Here is a 20,891-nt window from a genome sequence, read left to right as displayed (position 1 = left end):
TCAGTTCTCCTCCTGCGGTGCGGTCTTCGCAGCGGGCAGTTCGACGCCGGGGAAGATCTTGATGACGGCACTGTCGTCCTCGCCGCCCAGACCGGACGCGGACGCCTGCAGGAACATCTGGTGGGCAGTGGCCGACAGCGGCAGCGGGAACGTCTCGGGCCGCGCCGCGTCCAGGACGAGCCCGAGGTCCTTGACGAAGATGTCGACGGCGGACAGCGGCGTGTAGTCCCCGGCCAGCACATGGGCCATCCGGTTCTCGAACATCCACGAGTTGCCCGCGCTGTGCGTGATCACCTCGTACAGCGCCTCGGCCGGCACCCCGGACCGGATGCCGAACGCCATGGCCTCCGCCGCGGCGGCGATGTGCACGCCCGCGAGCAGCTGGTTCACGATCTTCACCTTGGAGCCGAGCCCGGCCGAGTCGCCGAGCCGGTAGACCGTGGCGCTCATCGCGTCGAGCACCGGACCGGCGAGCGCGTACGCCTCCGGGCCGCCGGACGTCATCATCGTCAGCTCACCGGACGCGGCCCGCGCGGCGCCGCCCGAGATCGGGGCGTCCAGGTAGCGGATCCCGGACGCGGCCAGCCGCTTCTCGAGCGCGGCGGAGAAGGCCGGGTCGACGGTGGAGCACATGACGTACACGGAACCGGGCCGCAGCCGCTCCGCGGCGCCGCCCGTGCCCTCGCCGTCACCGAACAGCACCGCCTCGACCTGCGCCGCGTTGACGACGACACCGACCAGGACGTCCACCTCGGCCGCCAGATCGCCGGAGCAGGCGTACGCGGTGCCGCCGGCGCGGGCGAACTCCGCGGCCACGTCGGCGCGCAGGTCGTGGACCCCGACGGAGAATCCGGCCGCGCGCAGGGTGCGGGCCATGCCGAGGCCCATGGCGCCGAGGCCGATGACGCCGACGCGGGTCGACGACGCCGTCGGCGCGGTCGGTGCCGGGTGTTCCTGGTCGTTCATGCGGGGTACCTGCCTCTGTTCCTGCCGCTGCGCAGCCACTGTCCGTCCATCAGCAGGTCATATGATGACCTGCGTGCGACAGTGAGTACAGAGTGATGCCGGTCACATTTTGCGGAAGAGGTGGCGCCTCGCGTTCCCGGAGGAGCGGTCAGCCCGCCGTCGGCGTACGGCCGAGCTCGGCGGCCTCCTGCGGCGTCATGTCCGTGCCGCGCTCGAACGCCGCACGGAACGCCTTCTCGCCCAGCGCGGACAGGACCCGAGCGGTGATCCGGTCGACGTCGCGGCGCTCCGCCTCCGGCAGCGGGGCACCCACACTGCGCCGAGCCGCGTCGGCGGCACCCAGCAGCAGTGCGGCACGGGCCTGACCCTCCGGGCCGGCCGCCAGGGACTCCGCCCCCGCCAGGCCCTCCAGCGACAGGGCGAAGGCGCGCGGCTCGGCCAGGCCGAAGGCGTGCTCCAGGCCCCTCAGATGGCGGGTGAGGGCGAGGTCGCGGTCGCCGCGCAACTCGGCGACGAAGCCGAGCTCGGCGTGGCGCAGGTGGTCGCCGGCCGGTGACGCGAACCGCTCCAGCATGCTGAACAGCCGTGCCTCGGCCTCGTCGAGGGCGCCCGAGCGGCGTGCGCCCAGCGCGAGACCGGTCTCGGCCGCCGCCTGACCGAACCGGTAGCCCTGGGCGACGGTCAACTCCCGCGCGCGCTCGTGGAGTTCGGCGGCGCGCGGCCAGTCACCGGCGAGCAGGGCCAGGCGGCCCAGGCCCGACAGCCGTGCGGCCACCTCGGCGTGCAGCCCGAGCTCCTCGGCGAGATTCAGACCCTGGCGCTGGCGGTGCTCGGCCGCGGCGTAGTCACCCATGATCTGCGCGTGCGCCGCCAGAGGTGCGACGGTCTGCACCTCGCCCCAGCGGTCGCCCAGTTCACGGAACGCGGCGGCGGCGAGCGCGCCGTCCCGGTCGAGCGCGGCCAGGTCGCCGGTGAACAGGCCGTGCATCGCGCGCAGAGCCAGTCCCGCGGCGACACCCCACGTGTCGCCGTGTGCCTCGAACAGCGCCACCGCCGCGTCGTTCGACTCCGCGCTCGCGGCCATGTCGTTCGCACTGAACTCCCCGTACGCGCACAGCCACAGCGCCCGGCCGCGGCGCACCGGGTCCGGCACGCCCTCGGCGGCGCCCTCGACCGACGGGGCAGGCGCGCCGGTCATGCGGGCGAACGCGTAGTGCAGTAGGGCGAGTTCACCGTCTTCCGGGTCTGCCTTGCGGGCGGCTTCGAGGCGGCGCACGGCCTCGGTGAGGCGGCCGCGCAGCAGCCACCACCAGCACAGGGAGGCGGTGAGCCGGGTCGCGACGGCTGCCTCGGGCCGGGCGAACGCCTCGTCCAGGGCGGCGCGCAGGTTGGCCGACTCGGCGTCCAGCACGGCCAGCCACCGCCGCTGGTCCGCGCCGCGCAACCGCCCGTCCGCGTCCTCGGCGAGAGCCAGGTGGTACCGCAGATGCCGGTCCCGGGTCCCGGCCGCGTCGGCCATCTCCTCCAGCCGGTCGGCGGCGTACGCGGCCACCGTCTCCAGGAGCCGGTAGCGCACACCCGTGGGCCCCACGACGACTGTGACCAGAGACCGCTCGACCAGCCGCGTCAACAGGTCCAGGACGTCGGACGCTTCCACCCCGCCGCCCGCGCACACCGCCTCGGCCCCGTCGAGGGTGCAGCCGTCGCGGTGCACGGCCAGCCGGCGCAGCACGATGCGCTCCGGCGCGCCGAGCAGTTCCCAGCTCCAGTCGATCACGGCACGCAGGGTGCGCTGGCGGGCGGGCGCGTCCCGGCGGCCGGACGTCAGCAGTCCGAACCGGTCGCCGAGCCGGTCCGCGAGGCCGCGCACACCGAGCGCGCGCACCCGCGGCGCGGCCAGTTCGAGGGCGAGGGGCATCCCGTCCAGCCGCGCGCACACCTCCGCCACCGCCGCCAGGTCGTCGTCGCCCCCAAAGGGCCCGAACCCGGGGGCGGCGGCCGACGCCCGTGCCATGAACAGCGCCCGCGCGTCGGCCGGTTCGAGCGGCTCGACCAGCACGACGGCCTCGCCGTCCACCGCGAGCGGCTCCTGACTCGTCGCCAGAACGCGCAGGTGCGGCGCCGAGCGCAGCAGCAGCGCGGTCAACTCCGCCGCGGCGTCCACGACATGCTCGCAGTTGTCCAGGACGAGGAGGACGTGGCGTTCGCGCAGGGCCTGGACGAGGCGTTCGGCGGGGGCGGACCGGGCACCGAGGCGCGGGGCGCCGGTGGGGGAGTCGTCGCGGATCCCGAGGACGGCGGCGACCTCGGCCGCCAGCTCGGTGGCATCGCCGTGCCGACCGGCGAGTTCGACGATCCACGTGCCTTCGGGCCGGTGCGCTGACGCGGTGTCCGTCCAGCGCCGTGCGGCGGCGATCGCGAGCCGGGTCTTGCCGACACCGCCCGGTCCGGTCAGCGTCACCAGGCGGGCCTCGCCCATCAGTTGGGCGACATGGGCGAGCGTGGTGTCGCGTCCGATCAGAGGGGTGAGGTCCTGGGGGAGATTGCCGGGGACGGCGGGGTGGGAGGGCGGCCGGTCGCTCCGGGGCGCGTGAGCGTCCTGCCGAGGTGTGGCGCCGGCGTCCGATGTCAGGGCGCCTTCCGGCGACCGCCCGGTGCCCTCCAGCGACCGGTCCTGCCGAAGGATCGCCTCGTGCAACGCGGCGAGGGCAGGGCTCGGGTCGAGCCCGAGTTCCTCCGCGAGCCGGTCGCGCAGCTCGGCGTACGAGGCGAGCGCCTCGCTCTGCCGCCCCGCCCGGTACAGCGCCCGCATCTGCACGGCCCGGAGCCGTTCCCGCAGGGGATGCCGGGCCACGAGTGAGGCCAACTCGCCCGCGAGCAGCGGGTCGTCGCCCGACTCCAGACGTGCCTCGGCGTGCTCCTCCAGCACCGCGACGCGCTGCTCGTCGAGCCGCTGGGCCGCGGCCCGGGCGAACTCCTCGTCGGCGAAGTCCGCGTACGCGGGCCCGCGCCACAGCTCCAGCGCGGCCTCCAGCCGGGCGGCCCGCTCGCCGGGATCGGTGACGGCGCGCGCCTCGGAGACCAGGGCCAGGAAGCGCGTGGCGTCCACCTCGGCGGTCTCCGCCCCGCCGTCGGCCGCGACGAGTTCCAGCCGGTAGCCCGCGCCCTGACGCACCACGCGGTCCCGGCCGATGGCCCGGCGCAGCTGAGACACCTTCGCCTGAAGGGCGTTGGCGGGACGGCCGGGCGGCTCGTCGCCCCACAGGTCGTCGACCAGCCGGTCCGCCGAGGCCACCCGCCCCTCCCGGACGAGGAGCGCGGCCAGCAGCGCACGGACCTTCGCCTCCGGAACCCTCACCGGTTCGCCCGCGGCGTCCCGCACCACCAGTGGACCCAACACCCCGTAACGCATACCGGCACGCTACACAGCGTGCCGTGCGGCACCGTCAGCGGATCATCAGCCGACCCGAAGCGCCCTCGGCCAGAGTCGTTCCTGCCGGAAAGGACGGCACCACGGAGCAGCGCGAGAGGAGCGGACCAGCATGCCGAAGCACACAGGCCGGAAGGCGATCGTCGTCGGCGGCACCACGAGGGTCGGGCTCGCGATCGCCAAGCGCCTAGTCGAGGGCGGCGCCCACGTGCTCCTGATCCAGGGGCGGCGGCACGAAGTCCCGGACGCCGCAGAGCAGTTGGGGCGCGCCGCGACCCTCACCCTGTGCGCGATGTCGGCCGGGGCGCTCACGCAGGCCGCCGCAGCGCACTCCTTCGGCGCGATCGACATGCTGTTCGTCGACGCCGAACCGGAACCCGGCACCACCGGCCCGGGCCCCTACGCCGTCGCCGTCCGTGCCCTGGCCCCGCTCGTCACCGACGACGGCTCCGTCGTCCTCACCACGACTTCGGTGGACCGCTGCCTGCCCGGGATGCCGGACGCGGGAGCGCACGCCACCACCGCCGCGGCGGCCCGCGCCTTCGCCCGGGCGCTCGCCGTCGAACTCGCCCCGCGCGGCGTCCGCGTCAACACCGTCTCGCCCGGCGCCATCGACACGGCCGCACACGACGACACCCCGGCGCCCCGGCCGGCCACGGCGCCGCCGCCCCTCGGCCGGCGCGGGTCCGTCGACGACGTGGCCCGGGCCGCGCTCTTCCTGGCCGCCGACGCCACCTTCACCACCGGGAGCGTGCTCAGCGTCGACGGCGGACTCGGCTGCGCCGACAGCCGGCGGCGCGGGTGTACGGAGCCCGAGCACTGAGCTCGGGCCCACCCCCCGCCCCGCCTTCTCCGCATCCGCCGGACCCTGACTCATGAGCAGAACTGGACGCCTGGCCATGCCTTCCACCGAATCCACCGAATCCACTGAATCCACTGAATCCACCGCATCCGCAAGATCCCCTGAAACCGCCGCATCCGCCGGAGCTCCCGAAGCGGCCCACCGGTCCGCCCCGCCGTCCCCCGGCACCGGACGACTGCCGCTGCCCGCACTGCTCGCCCTCGCCACCGCCGTCTTCGTCACCAGCCTCACCGAGACGCTCCCCGCCGGACTCCTGCCCGCGATGAGCACCGACCTGGGCGTCGGCGAATCGGCGGCGGGCCAGACCGTGACCGTCTACGCCGTCGGCACCGCGCTCACCGCCATCCCGCTCGCCGCCGCCACCGCCCGCTGGTCGCGCAAACGCCTGCTGCTCGCCTCGATGGCCGGGTTCGCCGCGGCCAACACGGTCACCGCCCTGTCGTCCGCGTACGCGCTGACGATGTCGGCCCGGTTCGTCGCCGGCGTCGCCGCCGGACTCGCCTGGGCGCTGCTCGCCGGATACGCCCGGCATCTGGCGCCGCCGCACCTGGAGGGACGGGCCGTCGCCGTGGCCATGGCCGGCATCCCCGTCGCGCTGTCGCTCGGCGTCCCCGCCGGGACCTTCCTCGGGCAGGTCGTGAACTGGCAGACCGCGTTCCTCGTCATGACCGGACTGACCCTGCTGCTGCTCGGCTGGATCGCCGCCCTCGTCCCGGACCAGCCGGGCCGGGAGCGCTCCGCGGGCACACCCATGAGGGCCGCGCTGCGCGTGCCCGGGGTGCTGCCGGTGCTGACCGTCACCCTCGTGTTCGTCCTGGCGCACACGATCCTCTACACGTACGTCGCCACCCTCGTCGGCGCACTCGGCCTCGCCGACGCCACCGACACCGTGCTGCTCGTCTTCGGCGCCGCCTCGCTCCTCTCCATCTGGCTCGTGGGCGCGCTCATCCACCGCGGGCTGCGGACCCTCACCGTTCTCAGCACGCTCCTCGTCGCGGCCGCCGCCACAGCCCTCGCACTCGGCACCGACAGCACCCCGGTCGTCTACGCCGCCGCCGCGCTGTGGGGACTCGGCTGGGGCGGCGTGCCGACCCTGCTTCAGACCGCAGCGGGCGACGCGGCGGGGGACGCCGCCGATGCCGCGCAGGCCGCGCTGGTCACGCTCTGGAACGCGGCGATGGCCGCCGGCGGGCTGCTCGGCGGCCTGCTCCTCGACCTCTTCGGCGCGCGGTCCTTCGCCTGGAGCGCGCTCGCCCTGCTCGTCCCCGTCCTCGCGATCGTCCTGGCCGCGAGGGCCCACGGATTCCCGTCGACCGAGAACCGCACCGCCTGAACTCCCGCCCCCACCCGGTCACTTCCACCTGGTACACGTCACCCGAAGGGCACCACCATGACCACGCGCACCCTCTTCGAAGCCACCCGTGTCGGCACCCTCGACCTGCCCAACCGCCTCGTGATGGCCCCCATGACCCGCAACCGGGCCGCCGCCGACGGCACACCCACCCCGATCATGAGCGAGTACTACGCCCAGCGGGCCGGCGCCGGACTGATCATCGCCGAGGCCACCACCCCGAACGCGGTCGGCGCGACCTACCCCGACATCCCGGCCCTCTACGACGACCGGCACGTCCAGGGCTGGCGGGCGGTCACCGGCGCGGTGCGCGAGGCCGGGGGAAGGATGTTCCTGCAGTTGCAGCACGGCGGCCGGATCGGACACCCGGAGACCAGCGGCCACCACCCCGTGGCACCCTCCCCGGTCCCGTTCCCCGACCCGATGCACACCCCGTCCGGCTCGCGTCCCCCGGTCGTGCCGCGCGAGATGACGGTCGACGAGATCCACGCCACCGTCGCGGACTTCGCGAACGCCGCGCGCCGCGCGGTCGACGCCGGATTCGCCGGAGTGGAGGTGCACGCCGCGAACGGCTACCTGCTCCACCAGTTCCTCGGCCAGGACACCAACCGGCGCACCGACGCGTACGGCGGCCCCGTCGCCCACCGCGTCCGGTTCACCGTGGAGGTCGTCCGCGCCGTCGCCGACGCGATCGGCGCCGAGCGGGTCGGGGTCCGCATCGCGCCCGGCGTCACCGCGAACGCCATGGCCGAGGGCGACACCGAGGCCATCTACCCGGAACTCGTGGCCGCCCTCGCCGAGATCGCCCCGGCCTACCTGCACATCGTCTTCGCGGACCCGGACCAGCCCCTGTTCCACGAGCTCCGCGCCGCCTGGCCCGGCACCCTCGTCGCCAACCCGGTCCTCGGCTGGGGCGGCCCCCTCCCCGAGGACGGCGGAAAGGCCGCCGGTGAACGGCTCCTCGCCGCGGGCGCCGACCTGATCGCCCTCGGCCGCCCCTTCCTCGCCAACCCGGACCTCGTCCACCGCCTGCGCACCGGCGCCCCCGTCAACCAGGTCCGCGACCACGGCCTGATGTACACGGGCGGCCCCGACGGCTACACCGACTACCCGACCCTGGACGACGCCCGCGACACGACGCCGCGCACCGCCCTCGCCACCACCGGCGCGTGACCTTCGATCCACGCCCCGCGAACCGGCCCGGACCCCGCCCAGGGGCCCGGGCCGCACGCACATCCCGTGATCAGCCGTCGAGAGCGCAGCCGGTGGTGGCTCGGGCGTAGGCGTACAGCGCCTGGACGACCTCCGCGTGGGTGCGGCGGCCCGAGAGGACGTCCATCTGATAGCCGTCCTCCATGGCCAGCAGGTTCGCGGCGACCAGGCGCGGCGGGTCGGTGAGCGTGAAGTGACCCTGGGCGGCGCCGAGGACGAGCACCGCCTGGTACACGGCCACCTGACGTTCGCTCAGCGCGCTGTCGAGCGCGGCCGCCTTGGGGTCCCGCAGCGTGCGCGGCCAGTACTCGAACAGCAGCCGGGGGAGCCGGTCGTCCGGCCCGTCCGCGACCCCGGAGGCGATGCACGTGCGCAGCCGTTCACGGGCGTCCTCGTGCCTCTCGGCCGCCTCCTCGCGGTCGCGGCAGAACCGCTCGATGGCCTGCTGGAACGTCTCGTACATCAGCGCGTCGAGGTCGTCGTAGTAGTACAGGACCGCGGCCGGCGTGACACCCGCCGCCTCCGCCACGTCCCGCAGCCGCACGCCTTCGAGGCCACGGCTGAGCAGAGCGTGCGCGGCGGCCTCGCCCAGCTGGGCCCGCCGTCCGTCCTGGTCCTTGCGTCGTGCCACCGGCTCCCGGCTCCCTCGCTCGTCCCTCACTCCAGCACCGCTTTCGCTGAAGCATGCGCAAAAGATACCTGCCGTGGTGTTGACGGCCACATCAGCGTTTCATTAAATCTGCGTTTAGTGAATGCGGGCTCTGATCCGAGAGACCCCGCCCGCTTCCCCCGCCCTGCCCGAAACGCCCTGCCGGAGGCCGTCATGACTGTCCAATCCCCACCCTCGAAGGGGCTGCGTGACGGCTCGGTCGGCCTGCTCGCCACCGTCGCGCTCGGCCTCGCCTCGGTCGCGCCCGCGTACAGCATCGCGGTGACGCTCGGCCTGGTGACCCTCGTGATCGGCGACCTGGCACCGGCCGCCCTGCTCCTCGGTTTCGTCCCGATCCTCCTGACGGCCTTCGCCTTCCGGGAGCTCAACCGGGAGATGCCGGACTGCGGGACGACGTTCGTGTGGAACACCCGTGTGTTCGGCCCGGCCGTCGGCTGGATCGCGGGCGGCTGGACCGTCCTGTTCGCGACCGTCGTCGCGATGACCGCGCTCGCCGAGGTCGGCGCATCGGCCCTCCTCGGCCTCGTCGGAGCCTCCGACAGCACCACCGCCGTCACCGCCGTGGCCGTCGTACTGATCGCCCTGAGCACCGCGGTCGCCCACCGTGGGGTGCAGCTCGCCGCCCACGTCCAGTACGTGATGCTCGGCCTGCAACTGCTCGCCCTGTTCGCCTTCGGCGCCGCGGCCCTGACCCACGAAGGCGCGGCCGGCGTCTCGCTCGCGTGGCTGAACCCCTTCGCCGTCGGCGGATTCGGCCCGTTCGCCGAGGCCGTACTGCTCTGCCTGTTCATCTACTGGGGCTGGGACGCGCTGATCACGTTCAATGAGGAGTCCGTCGACAGCGCGCGCACCCCGGGCCGGGCCGCTCTCGTGTCCACGCTCGTCCTGCTGGTCACCTACCTGTTCACGGCCTTCGCCACCGTCTCCTTCGCCGGCACGGCCAGTGCCGGCCGCCGCCTCGCCGACCCGGACACGGCGGCCGACGTGCTCACCGGCCTGGCGCCCGCCGTCCTCGGCGACGCGTTCGCCAAGCTGGTGACGCTAGCGATCGCCGTCTCCGCCATCGGCGCACTGCTGACCTGCTCCACCTCCACCCCGCGCACGATGCTGTCGATGAGCGCGCACGGCGCCCTCCCCGCCGCGTTCGCCCGCATCCACCCGCGCCACCGCACGCCCGCCTTCGGCACGGTCTTCTTCGGCGTCGTGGCGGCCGGATTCCTCGTCCTGCTCACCCTGCTGTCCGCCGACTTCCTCGCCGACGCCGTCCTCTCGATCGGCCTGCTCATCGCCTTCTACTACGGCGTCACCGGCCTCGCCTGCGCCTGGCACTTCCGCCGCGACCTCACCCGCTCGGTACGCGACGCGCTCCTCAAGGGCGTCTTCCCGGCGCTCGGCGGCCTGATGATGCTCGCGGCCTTCGCCCGCAGCGCCTACGACATGGCCGACCCCGCCTACGGATCCACCCGACTCGGCGGCATCGGCGGCGTGTTCCTCCTGGGAGTCGGCTCGATCGTCCTGGGCGCCGTCGTGATGGTCTGCGTCGTCCGCCCCCGCCACGCCGGCTTCTTCCGCGGCGGCCGCACCGCCGTGACCCGCGTCTCCGTCACGGACAACTGACCCGGCCGGTCCCGAACCGCGGGCACGGCAACCGAAAGAAGAGAACCCTGAGCACCATGCGCACCCTCACGATCGCAGCAGTCCAGACCACACCCGTCCCGTACGACCTGGAGGCCACCTGGGAGCGATTCAGCGACCGCGTGCGGGCCGTGCGCGACACGTTCCCGCACGTCCAACTCGTGGTTGTGCCGGAACTGTTCCTCGCCGCAGAGGCGCCCCTGCTGCAGGCCCGCCCCGACTGGGCGCGGCGGAACGCCGTCACCGTCCCGGGCCCGCTCACCGACCGGATCTGCGCCCTGGCCCGCGAGACCGGCCTGTGGCTGGTCCCCGGCACCGTCTACGAGCACAACCCCGGCGGCGATCCGTACAACACGGCCCTCGCGATCTCACCGGAGGGCGAGATCGCCGCCCGCTACCGCAAGGTCTTCCCCTGGCAGCCCTACGAACAGACCACCCCCGGCGGCGAGTTCGTCGTCTTCGACCTGCCCGGCATCGGCCGCGCCGGGCTCGCCATCTGCTACGACGGATCCTTCCCCGAGACCGCACGGCAACTGGCCTGGCTCGGCGCCGAGGTCATCATCCAGCCCACCCTGACCACCACCCGCGACCGCGAGATGGAACTCGTCTGCGCCCGCGCCAACGCCTGGACCAACCAGGTCTACGTCGTGAACCTGAACGCCGCCGACCCCGCCGGCGTCGGCGCGAGCACGATCGTCGACCCCGAAGGCATCGTCCGCCAGCAGGCCGGCCCCGGCGAGGAGGTCCTCGTCGACGTCCTCGACCTGGACGCCGTGACCCGGGTCCGCGCCCACGGCTCGGCGGGCCTGAACCGCCCCTGGGCCCAACTCGCCCGCCACGGTGAGGACATCCACCTGCCGATGTACGGCTCCACCTTCCAGCCGGTCCCCGCTCCGCTCCCGCCGGGGCGGTAGCCGTGGACGGGGGGGGCCTACCCCGCGCCGGGGGGTGCCCCCCGCCCCCCCCGGCCCCCACCACCCCCTGCCCGGTCTGCCCGCGCCCGTCAGCCGAACTTGGCCTGGAGGGCCGCCAGTCCGGTGCCGTACGTGCCGTCACCGAAGACGGCCTCCACTTGAGCGGCCGCCTCCTCGGTGGACTCGTAGCGCGCCGACCACACCACCTCGGAGCCCTCTGCGTGGGGCCGGACCGCGAGCGTGGCGACGTAGTCCGCGATCGGCAGCATCGGGTCGAGGACCGTGTACGTGTACGCCGCGTGGTCCTCGGCGCCGAGGACCGGCGCGAGGAGTTTCTCCCGGGCCACGACCTTGCCCTCGACCGTGAAGACCCGGATGCCGTCGTCCTCGGCGTCGGTCGTGGACGGGGGCACGTACGGGTGCCAGTCGCCGAGCCCGTGGAAGTCGCCGATCGCCGACCAGACGTCGGCGGGCGCGGCCGGGAGCACGACGGAACGCGTCAGGGTGTGCCGGGAAGAGGTCACCAGGCACCGTCCCCGCGCAGCACCGCGTCGGCGCCGCCGTCGATGAAGACGACCTGGCCCGTCACGTGGGTGTTGACCGGAGAGGTCAGCCACTCCAGGAGCGGCGCGACCTGCTCGGGCGTGGCGTGTCCGTGCAGCGGCATCGGCACGCTCGCGTCGACGACCTTGCGCATCTCGGGGTCGTCCAGCATCGGCTGGGTCATGGGCGTCACGATGGTGCCGGGCGCGATGGCGTTGAGCGGGATGCCCGCGCCCGCCCACTCCTCGCCGACCGCCGTGCGGCGCAGCCAGCGGGCGACGGCCTGCTTGCTGGAACCGTAGATGACGTGGCCCTCGCCGCGGTCGGCGGCGGCCTGGGCGGCGGCGACCGCGGCGTCCTCGTCACCGGAGAGCACCGCGTCGACGATCGCCTGGTCGGCGGGGTGCACGGAGGCGACCGAGGAGATCACGACCGCGCGCGGGTCGGTGCCGGCCGCGAGCAGCGGGCGCAGCCCGGTCAGCGTCGCGAACGCGCCGAAGCAGTTCACGCGCACGGTGAGCGGGGAGAACTGGGACAGGCCGGCACACGCGATCACGGCGTCGAGCCGACCGCCCGTCAACTCGGCAGTCCGCTCGACCAGTTCGGCGCGACCCTCCGCTGTCGCGAGGTCGGCGCAGATGTCGGCGCCCTTGAGGTCGGCCCCGATGACCCGGTGCCCGGCGGCGCGCAGCCGCTCCACCGTGGCCTTGCCTATACCGGAGGCGGCTCCGGTCACCAGATGCGTACGAGACATGTCGACGATCGCTCCTTCACGGCGTGGTGCGGCCGCCGGAGGCTTCTCGCCCATGACGACCCCTGCGTGTCAACATATGCCTGCATGGCACAACGTGCCAAGATGCGTGAGGTCCGGTCCTCGGCTCAGGCCAGGGAGAACCGGAACGGCTCGCGGGGCTCGTAGCGGGCGGTGACGTCTCCGACGAGTCCGTCGGCGCTCAGGTCGAGCCGTGCGGCACGGGTGAAGTCGACGGCGTCGAGACGGGTCCAGACGATGTCGGGACTGAAGGAGGACTCGAAGGCGTACACGCCGTGGGTGAGGTCGGCGAGGGTGCGCCAGATGGTCATGGAGATGTTGGGGCGGGCCGGGTCGGGCGTGCCGAAGGGCTGGGCGGCGTTGCGCATCACGCTGAGCAGGGCGGCGTAGGCGTGGGCCGGGGTCTCGGCGGCGGGGAGCCGCCGCAGGTAGTAGGCGGCGCGCACGAAGCGGTCGGCCGCCTCGGTCGTGCCGGGCAGGGGCCGGGCGCCGCCGAAGCCCTCGTACTGGTTGAGGTGTTCGAGCTGCTCGTCGAAGGGCGGGGAGTTGGTCATCACGGTGTACGTGCGGCCGTGGTGGATCCGCGGCTCACCGTCCAGGATCTCGATGATCGCCGAGTCGCCCGTCGCGTCGTCGAGAGCCAGGTGCACCGTGCTCCAGGTCCCGGACCGGGAGTCGCCCTGCGGCCGGACCTGGAACGGCTCGGCGACCAGGGAGGACACCGCCTCGGAGACGGTGGCGAAGCGGTCCAGGAAGTACTGCGTCCACAGCGAGACGCTCAGCGCCGGGCGCGCGGGATCGCGGTCGCCGTAGTCGGACTCGGCCAGCCACAGCAGGTGCGCGGCGAGCCCGGCCTCGTTGACGCCGTCGGTGGTGGCCGCGTCGTACGCCGTCGCCACGACGCTGCCGTGGCGGGCGGTCCAGTGCAGCGGCCGCGGATCGTCCGGGCCCGTGCCGGTCCGCTCCGCGCCGCGCGGCAGCACCCACAGGTTGGTGTCCAGGCGCTGTTTCCAGTCCATGTTCCGGCCGACCACGACCGGCTGACCGTCCGCCTGCCACAGCACACGTGTACACATGCGGCCACGCTAGGCCGGGCCGGCACCACCCGCACGCGGAGCCGTGGCGCGCAGGGCTCGCGGGGTGAGACCGAGGTGCCGGCGCATGGTCCGGGTCAGATGGCTCTGGTCGGCGAAGCCGCAGGCCTCGGCGATGACGGCGATGGGGGTGTCCGTGTCGATCAGCGCGGCGCGGGCCCGGTCGAGCCGCTTGCGCATCAGGTACTGGTGCGGGGAGTGCCCGGTCGAGGCCCGGAAGACGCGGCCGAAGTGGGACGGGCTGACGCCCGCGAGGCGGGCGAGCGTGTCCAGTGTGATCGGCTCGCCGAGATGGGTGTGGACGTAGTCCAGGACGTGTGCGAGGCGGCGCGGCGGCAGGGCGGCGGACGGCCCCGGGTCAGGACCGCCCCGAACGGCGGACACCTTGATGACGTGCGCGGCGACCGCCTGCACCAGCGACTGCGCGTAGAGGAGATCCGCCGGACCCGGCTGCTCGTACTCCAGGACGAGCCGTTCCACCATCATGGCCAGGAACGGGTCGCTCAGCCGGAAGCTGGGGGTGATCTCCAGGGAACCCGGCACTCCGGCCTCGGCGGCGAGCTTCTCCAGCCAGACCGGGTCGAGCGCGACGAGCATCAGCTCGACGTCCTCCTGCCAGCGCGGCCGGCACGCCCAGCCCGCCGGATTGATCAGCGACTGGCCCCGGTGGAAGCGCTCACGCCGCGCGAATCCGTCCGCCGACCAGGCGAGATTCGTCGACGTCCCGGAGTGCACCGCCAGAATGTGCGCACCGGGACCGACCGGAGGCTGGGCCACCGGATGCCGGCCCGCCCCGAGCTCCCTGTCGCGCTCGACCACCGCGTGCCCGAGCCCCTCGCCGCTGCCGGACAGACGCACCAGATGCGGTTTGATCAGTGACGTGCTCACCCCACCATTCTGAGCCCGCGCGGACCGTGCCCGCAGCCGAGCCGCACGGACCGCCCGCCCGGGGCGCCGGTTCGTGAGCCGTTTGTTCCAGGACCGCCGGATCGTTCAAGAATCCGGGCCGTCCCACCGGCGATGTTGGTGTCACAGGAACCAGCCGGGCATCCAGACACCCCATGCCCCCGGCATCGCTTCGGAAGGAACCACCGCGATGACCTCGAACCACACGCTGTCCGGGAAGACCGTCCTCGTCGGCGCGGGCGCCAAGAACCTCGGCGGCCTGCTCAGCACCACGGTCGCCGCCGAGGGGGCGAACGTCGTCGTCCACTACCACTCGGACGCCACCGAGCCCGACGCCAGGAACACCCTGCGAGCCGTGGAGGAAGCGGGCGGCAAGGGGCTCCTCGTCCAGGGCGACCTCACGAAGGTCGACGAGGTGGAGCGGCTCTTCACCGTCGCCAAAGACCACTTCGGCGGCATCGACGTGGCCGTCAACACCGCGGGCATGGTGCTGCGCAAGCCCATCGTCGACACCACGGAGGACGAGTACGACCGCATGTTCGCGGTCAACTCCAAGGCCGCCTACTTCTTCATCCGCGAGGCCGGCCGTCACCTCGACGACAACGGCAAGGTCATCACCGTCGTGACCTCGCTGCTCGCGGCCTTCACCGACGGCTACTCCACGTACGCCGGCGCCAAGGCCCCCGTCGAACACTTCACCCGCGCCGCCGCCAAGGAGTTCGCCGAGCGCGGCATCTCCGTCAACAACGTCGCGCCCGGCCCCATGGACACCCCGTTCTTCTACGGTCAGGAGACCCCTGAGCGGGTCGCCTTCCACAAGTCGCAGGCGCTCGGCGGCGACCTCACGAAGATCGAGGACATCGTGCCGCTGGTGACCTTCCTGGCGACCGACGGCTGGTGGGTCACCGGCCAGACCATCTTCGCCAACGGCGGCTACACCACGCGCTGACGCGGCCCGGAAGCGGGGATCGCCCCCCGCCGGAGCTCCGTGTCGTAGGCCGGGGCTCCGGGTCAGTCGGTGATGAACCAGTTGTCCTTGAGGTACTCGAGGGTGCTGCTGCCGAGCTGCTCCTCGGTGAAGGTGACGGAGGCCTTGACCGCGGAGGTCGGGATCTCGACGTTGTCCGCCGAGCGCACCATCACGCCCTGCGGGTCGACCGTCGCGGTCTGAAGGGCCTTCTTCTGCTCCGGCGAGAACATCTGGAACGTGATGCGGAACGTCGAGGTGCAGGGCCCGAACCCCTCGTCCTCCGCCTGCTTCGCGGCCGGCCCGGAGATCTCGCAGACGGTGTCGATGTCCTCCCGGCCCACCGCGTGGAGGAACGCCTCGTACCGCTTGATCGCGGCCTCCTTCGTCCTGGGCGCGCCCCGGTCGCCGGTCGGTTCGGCCGACGGCTTCGCGGAGGACGGCTGCTCGGCCGGAGCGGACGGCGACGGCGTGGCAGCAGGCGCCTCGGTCCGCGCGGACGACGAGGCCCGCGAGGGCTTCGACGCGGCATCGTCCTTCGAGGCGCCCGGCCCGCACGCCACGGCGCCCAGGACCACGCAGGTCGTCACGGCCAGCTTCACCAGCGTCGGAGCCAGTGTTCGAGCGTTCATCCCGTCCCCCAGGGTCGGTCGGCAACACAGGGGGTCACGCAGGAACGGACCCGACGGTTCCCGCGTCTGTTCCCCCGGTGGTGTGAACCGCGGGCGGGGCTCCGGCCCCGCACACGATCCGGAGGGGGACGGCCGTGCGGGGGAGCGCGAACGACGAGGCGCGGGGCGAGGCGGTCCGGCGCCTTCGCGAGGCGGCGGAGGCCGGGGACGCCGTGGCGGCGTTCCGCTACGGCCTGCATCTCGGCACGCACGACGACCGGACGGGCGGCGAGCGGTGGCTGAGGCGCGCGGCCGAACTGGAACACCCCGACGCCGCCGTCACCCTCGGCGTGCTGCTCCACGAGTGGGGGCGGAGCGCCGAGGCCGAGCCGCTGCTGCGGGCGGAGGCCGGAGCGGGCCATGTGCGGGCGATGGAGATGGTCGGGTACCTGATGCGGGCGCGCGGGGAGGAGGCCGAGGGCCTTCTCTGGTACCGGCGTTCGGCCGACGAGGGCAACCCTCAGGCCATGGCCGTTCTCGGGGCCGCGTGCCAGGAGCGGGACGACGAGGAAGAGGCCGAGACATGGTTCCGCAGGGCCGCGGAGGCGGGACTCGCCGACGCCGCGTACGCCCTGGGGCAACTGCTGTACCGGCGGGGCGAGTCGGCCGACGCCGAGACATGGGCCCGGCGGGCGGCGGCCGGGGGCTCCACCGCCGCGATGAACACCCTCGGGGCCCTCGCCATGGAGCAGGGGGACAGGGAGGCGGCCAAGTCCTGGTACCGCAGGTCGGCCTTCGCGGGCGACGACGAGGGCGGCCGGCACTTCACCGCGCTGCTCGACGGTTCCGAGCTGCTGGCCGAGCTCGAGAGCTGGCTGACCCGGCGCGCCCGGAAGGGGGACGTCAACGCGTACGTGGCGCTGGGCCGTTCCGAGGAACTGCGGGGCGACCTGTACGCGGCGCAGGGCTGGTACGAGAAGGCCGCCGAGGCGGGGCACGTCGGGGCGATGACGCGACTGGCGGAGCTCTCGGAACGCCAGGGGTACGACCGGCAGGCGCGGGCGTGGCGCCGCAGGGCCGCCGACGCCGCACCGCCCGCGGAGGAAGAGCGAGAAGGGTAGAAGTGGGCGCCGGCCGACGGGAGTTCACCAGGGGCGGATCGGGCGGACTCCCGTGCGGCGGCCGTCGTCGGTCAGCAGATGCCCCATGCGCTTCACGGTGTGCAGACCCACGATGCGGTCCGTGACCGTCAGCGAGGGGAGACGGGCGCACAGCGCGGTCTCGCGGCGCTGGATGTCGCCCAGGTCGTGCACCCAGAGCGTGGTGAAGATGTTCGAGGAGCCGGTGACGGCGGCGACCAGCCGGCACTCGGGCAGCGCCGCGAGCGTACGGTGCACGGCGGCGGTGTCCCGGGCGGGCGCGCGGCCCAGGAGCGAGACGGGCACAGGCCGTCCCGCGAGCGCGTCGGCGACGTCGCAGCGGAAGGTCAGCACGCCCGAGTCGGTCAGCCGCCGCAGCCGTCGCCGTACCGTCGCGGGGCTGCTGTCCGCGTGCTCGGCGAGCGCGGAGAGACCCATCCGCCCGTCGCGCACGAGGGCGTGGAGCAGCGCACGGTCCACCGTGTCCAGCTCGGTGGTGGGGGCCGCTTCCGGGCCGCCCGGTCCGCCCGTGCCGAGGGCGGTGAGCTGGGCCGGGTCCAAGGAGCGAAGACGCCAGCGGCTGCCCTCGACGTAGAGGGACGTGGCGAAGAGGCAGTCGACGGAGAGGAGGTCGGGCAGCGGCTCGAGCTCCTCGGTGAGGAAACGGCCGAGGGCCGGCAGGTCGGGGGCGAGCACGTCGAGCAGCAGGTCGGCGCTGCCCGGTGCGGTCAGCTCGATCGTGGCCGCCTCCTCGAAGGCGCACAGCCGCTTGGCCAGCCGCCGCCGGGTCCCGGGCCGGCAGCGCAGCAGCACGAACGCGGTGCAGCGGGTCCGTGAGAACTCGCGGCCGGGCGACGCCGACACCCAGGCGAGCCCTTCGGCGGACAGCCGGTCCCAGCGCCGGGCCAGCGTGCCCGCGGTGACACCGAGGGGCGCGGCGAGCTCGGCCCAGGCGGCCCGCGGCCGCAGCTGCAGCGCGTTCACCAGAGCGAGATCGAGCTCGCTGATGACCGTTTCTCGCATCCGCAGTCCTCCTCGTGCACGATTCCATCGAGTTTCCGGGCCGCTGCGGCCGTGGCGAGCACAGTAGCCAGCACTTTCGGTTCCGGCCACCAGAAGGGGTGCGCACTGTGAACTCAGTCCCGGTGATCCCAAGAACGAGCGCGGGCAGCCGCGTCGGCACAGGTCGCGGCATGCTCGCCGCGATGGCGGTCGTCGTCGTGTTCAGCGGCGTCGTACAGGGCTACCTGACCCCGCTGCTGCCCGAGCTCGGGGCCCGCCTCGGCATCGACGGCGTCGGCCAGAACAACCTGTACCTGCTGGCGCAGGCGGCGTTCGCCGTGCTCACCCCGCTGCTGTCCCGCCTCGGCGACCTGCACGGTCACCGCCGGCTGCTGCGGATCGCCCTCGCCATGGTCGCGCTCGGCTCCCTTCTCATGGCGCTGCGGCCCACGCCCCTGACGCTGGCCGTGGGCATGGTGCTCCAGGGCGCCGTCGTCGGCTTCTTCCCGCTGCTCGCCGGGATCCTGCGCTCACGCGCCCCCGAACGCGGCCGCACCGGCATGTCGCTCCTTGTCGGCGCCCTGCTCATCGCCATCGGTGTCGGCGGCCTCGTCGCCGGAGCGCTCAGCGAACAGCACGCCGTCGCCGGGCTCTGGACCGCCGTCCCCGTCGCCGTGCTCGCCGTCGCCGCGGGCATCGCACTGCCCGACAGCGAAGGACCCCGCGGCGGGCGCTTCCACTACGGCGCGGCCTGCCTCCTCACCGTCGGCCTGACCGCCCTCGTCCTCGTCCTCGCCCAGGGCGGCACCTGGGGCTGGACCGCACCCCGCACGCTCGTCCTCGGCGCCGCGGCCGTCCTGGTCCTCGCGGCCTGGACGACCGTCGAACGGCGCGCGGAGAACCCGCTGGTCAACGTCCGCATGCTGAGCGAGCGCCGTCTCGCCGTGGTCAGCGCCCACACCTTCTGCGCCGCCTTCGGCACGATCGGCTTCCTCGGCGCGAACGCCCTGTTCCTCGGCGCCGACCCGGACGAGACCGGCTACGGCATGGGCCTCGGCCCGCAGGCCATCGCCACGGTCTCACTCGCCATGGTCGTCGCGGGCTTCGCCGGGTCCACCGCGACGCCGCGCCTCGCCCGCCGGATCGGCGACCGCGCCGTGCTCGGCACCGGCGGCGCGCTCATCGCCCTCGGCTTCCTCGGCATGCTCCTCTTCCACGCCACGCTGCCCCAGTACGTGGCCTGCGCCCTCCTCGTCGGCCTGGCCACCGGACTGTTCGAGTCCATCACCCGCACCTTGTCGGCCGAGATCGTGCCCGCCCACCAGACCGCCCTCGCCGTCGGCCTCAACGAACTCGCGCTTTCCCTGGGCGCCGCGATCGGCGCGGCCGTCATCGGCGCCCTGTTCGCCGCGCACCGGCTCGGCGCCCACATCGCCCTCGACGGGTTCCTGTGGAGCTGGGGCGCCTGCGCCGCCGTCGCCCTGCTCGGCTCGGCCGTCGCCCTCGCCTACCGCGCCGGCCACGCCCCGGCCCTCGCCCCACTGGAACCCCTCACCGTCGACGGAGACCCCGCATGACCGCCCCCGCCCCCGACACCCTCCGCGAAGCCGTCCTGCACGCTGTCCGCACGTACGCCGGACAGCTGACGGAGCTCAGCCACGGCCTGCACGACGACGCCGAGCCGGCCCTCCAGGAACACCGGTCGGCGGCCCGCGTCGCCGCCCTCCTCGACACGGCCGGCTTCACCGTCGTCCGGCCCCTGGCCGGACTGCCCACGGCGCTCCAGGCGACGTACGGCACCGGCGACCTCGTCGTCGCCTTCTGCGCCGAGTACGACGCCCTGCCGGGCCTGGGCCACGCCTGCGGGCACAACGTGAACGGCGCCGCGTCCGTCGGCGCCGCCCTCGGCCTGGCCGCCGTCGCCGACCGGCTCGGGATCACGGTCCGTCTGATCGGCACCCCGGCCGAGGAGGACATCGGCGGCAAGGTCCTGCTCCTGGAGTCCGGCGTCTTCGACGACGTCGCCGTCGCGATGATGGCGCACGCCGCCCCCGAGGACAGTGTCGGTGCCTCGTCCCTGGCCATCGGCGCCTGGGACGTCGCCTTCCACGGCCGCCCCGCGCACGCCGCCCTCGCCCCCTGGGAAGGCGTGAACGCCCTCGACGCCCTCACCGTCGCCCAGACCGCGATCGGCCTGCTGCGCCAGCAGCTCCCGCCCGGCTCCCTGGTCCACGGCGTCATCACGGCCGGCGGCGACGCCGTGAACGTCATCCCCGAACTCACCCGCGCCCGCTACGAGATCCGCGCCCCCGACCTCGAACAGCTCGCCCTCGTACGCGACCGGGTCCACGCCTGCTTCGAAGCCGGCGCCCTCGCGACCGGCGCCCGGCTCGAACTGGAGCCCCACGGCAAGGACTTCGCGGAACTGCGCCAGGACGCCCGTCTCACGGAGGCCTACACGGCGGCGGCCCGCTCCCTCGGCCGCGACCCACGCTCCCGCCACGGCGAGACGATGGCCTCCACCGACATGGGCAACGTGTCCCGCCTCGTCCCGTCCATCCACCCGACGATCGGCTACGACACCGGGGGAGCGAAGCAGCACACCGCCGAGTTCGCGGCCTACGGGAAGAGCCCGGGCGCCGACCGGGCCGTCCTCGACGCCGCCGCGGCGATGGCACTCACCGCCGTGACGGCGGCCGGCGACCCGGACCAGCGGCGCCGCCTGCTCGACGGGGTGGCGGCCCGGGGGGGGGGGCGCCGGGTAGGCGCGCCCCGGGGGTGGCGGGGGGGCGGCGCGACGAGGGCGCGCGGCCGCGT

General features: G+C 73.9%; 18 protein-coding genes. 9 read left to right on the top strand and 9 right to left on the bottom strand.

Annotated features, from left to right (window positions below; translation table 11 throughout):
- A complete protein-coding gene (gene ltnD / locus ACFW9D_RS02560; RefSeq protein ID WP_384616902.1) occupies nt 1-1,005 on the bottom strand; it encodes an L-threonate dehydrogenase in 1,005 nt (334 codons plus the stop codon).
- Between the two features lie 109 nt (nt 1,006-1,114).
- A complete protein-coding gene (locus ACFW9D_RS02555) occupies nt 1,115-4,378 on the bottom strand; it encodes a BTAD domain-containing putative transcriptional regulator (RefSeq protein WP_384616900.1) in 3,264 nt (1,087 codons plus the stop codon).
- A gap of 130 nt (nt 4,379-4,508) precedes the next feature.
- Between ACFW9D_RS02555 and ACFW9D_RS02550 the strand changes: the two genes are divergently transcribed.
- From ACFW9D_RS02550 to ACFW9D_RS02540, 3 genes are all read left to right on the top strand, one after another.
- Nucleotides 4,509-5,219, top strand: a complete 711-nt coding sequence (locus tag ACFW9D_RS02550) for an SDR family NAD(P)-dependent oxidoreductase (protein ID WP_384616898.1) — start codon at nt 4,509-4,511, stop codon at nt 5,217-5,219.
- A 76-nt stretch (nt 5,220-5,295) separates the two neighbouring features.
- The gene (locus tag ACFW9D_RS02545; protein WP_384616896.1) at nt 5,296-6,591 is read left to right on the top strand and encodes an MFS transporter; all 1,296 of its coding nucleotides are present in this window, start codon (nt 5,296-5,298) and stop codon (nt 6,589-6,591) included.
- A 57-nt stretch (nt 6,592-6,648) separates the two neighbouring features.
- Nucleotides 6,649-7,782, top strand: a complete 1,134-nt coding sequence (locus ACFW9D_RS02540; RefSeq protein WP_384616894.1) for an alkene reductase — start codon at nt 6,649-6,651, stop codon at nt 7,780-7,782.
- A gap of 70 nt (nt 7,783-7,852) precedes the next feature.
- Here ACFW9D_RS02540 and ACFW9D_RS02535 read toward each other — a convergent pair whose 3' ends face one another.
- A complete protein-coding gene (locus tag ACFW9D_RS02535) occupies nt 7,853-8,452 on the bottom strand; it encodes a TetR/AcrR family transcriptional regulator (protein ID WP_188340792.1) in 600 nt (199 codons plus the stop codon).
- A 192-nt stretch (nt 8,453-8,644) separates the two neighbouring features.
- On the opposite strand from ACFW9D_RS02535, the gene ACFW9D_RS02530 reads away from it, so the two are divergent.
- Nucleotides 8,645-10,108, top strand: a complete 1,464-nt coding sequence (locus ACFW9D_RS02530; protein WP_384616892.1) for an APC family permease — start codon at nt 8,645-8,647, stop codon at nt 10,106-10,108.
- Nucleotides 10,109-10,164: 56 nt separating this feature from the next.
- Nucleotides 10,165-11,040 (top strand): carbon-nitrogen hydrolase family protein, encoded by an 876-nt coding sequence (locus tag ACFW9D_RS02525; RefSeq protein WP_384616891.1) that lies wholly within the window; start codon nt 10,165-10,167, stop codon nt 11,038-11,040.
- An 89-nt stretch (nt 11,041-11,129) separates the two neighbouring features.
- Here the strand turns inward: ACFW9D_RS02525 and ACFW9D_RS02520 are convergent, their stop codons facing one another.
- The 4 genes from ACFW9D_RS02520 to ACFW9D_RS02505 all read right to left on the bottom strand — a co-directional run bounded on the left by ACFW9D_RS02520 (nt 11,130) and on the right by ACFW9D_RS02505 (nt 14,337).
- Complete coding sequence (locus ACFW9D_RS02520) at nt 11,130-11,564, bottom strand: SRPBCC family protein (protein ID WP_384616889.1); 435 nt, start codon at nt 11,562-11,564, stop codon at nt 11,130-11,132.
- The gene (locus ACFW9D_RS02515; RefSeq protein WP_384616887.1) at nt 11,561-12,337 is read right to left on the bottom strand and encodes an SDR family oxidoreductase; all 777 of its coding nucleotides are present in this window, start codon (nt 12,335-12,337) and stop codon (nt 11,561-11,563) included. Before ACFW9D_RS02515 ends, ACFW9D_RS02520 begins: the two co-directional genes overlap by 4 nt.
- A gap of 125 nt (nt 12,338-12,462) precedes the next feature.
- Nucleotides 12,463-13,431: a linear amide C-N hydrolase gene (locus tag ACFW9D_RS02510; protein ID WP_384616885.1), complete on the bottom strand. Its 969-nt coding sequence runs from the start codon at nt 13,429-13,431 to the stop codon at nt 12,463-12,465.
- A gap of 9 nt (nt 13,432-13,440) precedes the next feature.
- Nucleotides 13,441-14,337, bottom strand: coding sequence for a helix-turn-helix domain-containing protein (locus ACFW9D_RS02505; RefSeq protein WP_384616884.1), 897 nt, complete (start codon nt 14,335-14,337; stop codon nt 13,441-13,443).
- 208 nt (nt 14,338-14,545) lie between these two features.
- Between ACFW9D_RS02505 and ACFW9D_RS02500 the strand changes: the two genes are divergently transcribed.
- Nucleotides 14,546-15,304: an SDR family oxidoreductase gene (locus ACFW9D_RS02500; RefSeq protein ID WP_384616882.1), complete on the top strand. Its 759-nt coding sequence runs from the start codon at nt 14,546-14,548 to the stop codon at nt 15,302-15,304.
- 62 nt (nt 15,305-15,366) lie between these two features.
- On the opposite strand, the gene ACFW9D_RS02495 is transcribed toward ACFW9D_RS02500, so the two are convergent.
- Nucleotides 15,367-15,954: a hypothetical protein gene (locus tag ACFW9D_RS02495; protein WP_384616880.1), complete on the bottom strand. Its 588-nt coding sequence runs from the start codon at nt 15,952-15,954 to the stop codon at nt 15,367-15,369.
- Between the two features lie 134 nt (nt 15,955-16,088).
- Here ACFW9D_RS02495 and ACFW9D_RS02490 point away from each other — a divergent pair, with 134 nt between their 5' ends.
- On the top strand, nt 16,089-17,054 hold the full coding sequence (locus ACFW9D_RS02490; RefSeq protein WP_384616878.1) for a tetratricopeptide repeat protein: 966 nt from the start codon (nt 16,089-16,091) through the stop codon (nt 17,052-17,054).
- A gap of 24 nt (nt 17,055-17,078) precedes the next feature.
- Here the strand turns inward: ACFW9D_RS02490 and ACFW9D_RS02485 are convergent, their stop codons facing one another.
- Nucleotides 17,079-18,095, bottom strand: a complete 1,017-nt coding sequence (locus tag ACFW9D_RS02485) for an Lrp/AsnC family transcriptional regulator (RefSeq protein ID WP_384616876.1) — start codon at nt 18,093-18,095, stop codon at nt 17,079-17,081.
- A gap of 170 nt (nt 18,096-18,265) precedes the next feature.
- Between ACFW9D_RS02485 and ACFW9D_RS02480 the strand changes: the two genes are divergently transcribed.
- Nucleotides 18,266-19,651: an MFS transporter gene (locus tag ACFW9D_RS02480; RefSeq protein ID WP_384616874.1), complete on the top strand. Its 1,386-nt coding sequence runs from the start codon at nt 18,266-18,268 to the stop codon at nt 19,649-19,651.
- On the top strand, nt 19,648-20,891 hold a 1,244-nt coding region (locus ACFW9D_RS02475; RefSeq protein WP_384616873.1), incomplete at its 3' end, for a M20 family metallopeptidase. The genes ACFW9D_RS02480 and ACFW9D_RS02475, both read left to right, overlap by 4 nt.

The organism is Streptomyces sp. NPDC059524, from assembly GCF_042749255.1.
Lineage (GTDB): Bacteria > Actinomycetota > Actinomycetes > Streptomycetales > Streptomycetaceae > Streptomyces > Streptomyces xanthii.
Note: the sequence above shows the minus strand (reverse complement) of the source record. Positions and strands in the feature narration are given on the sequence as shown.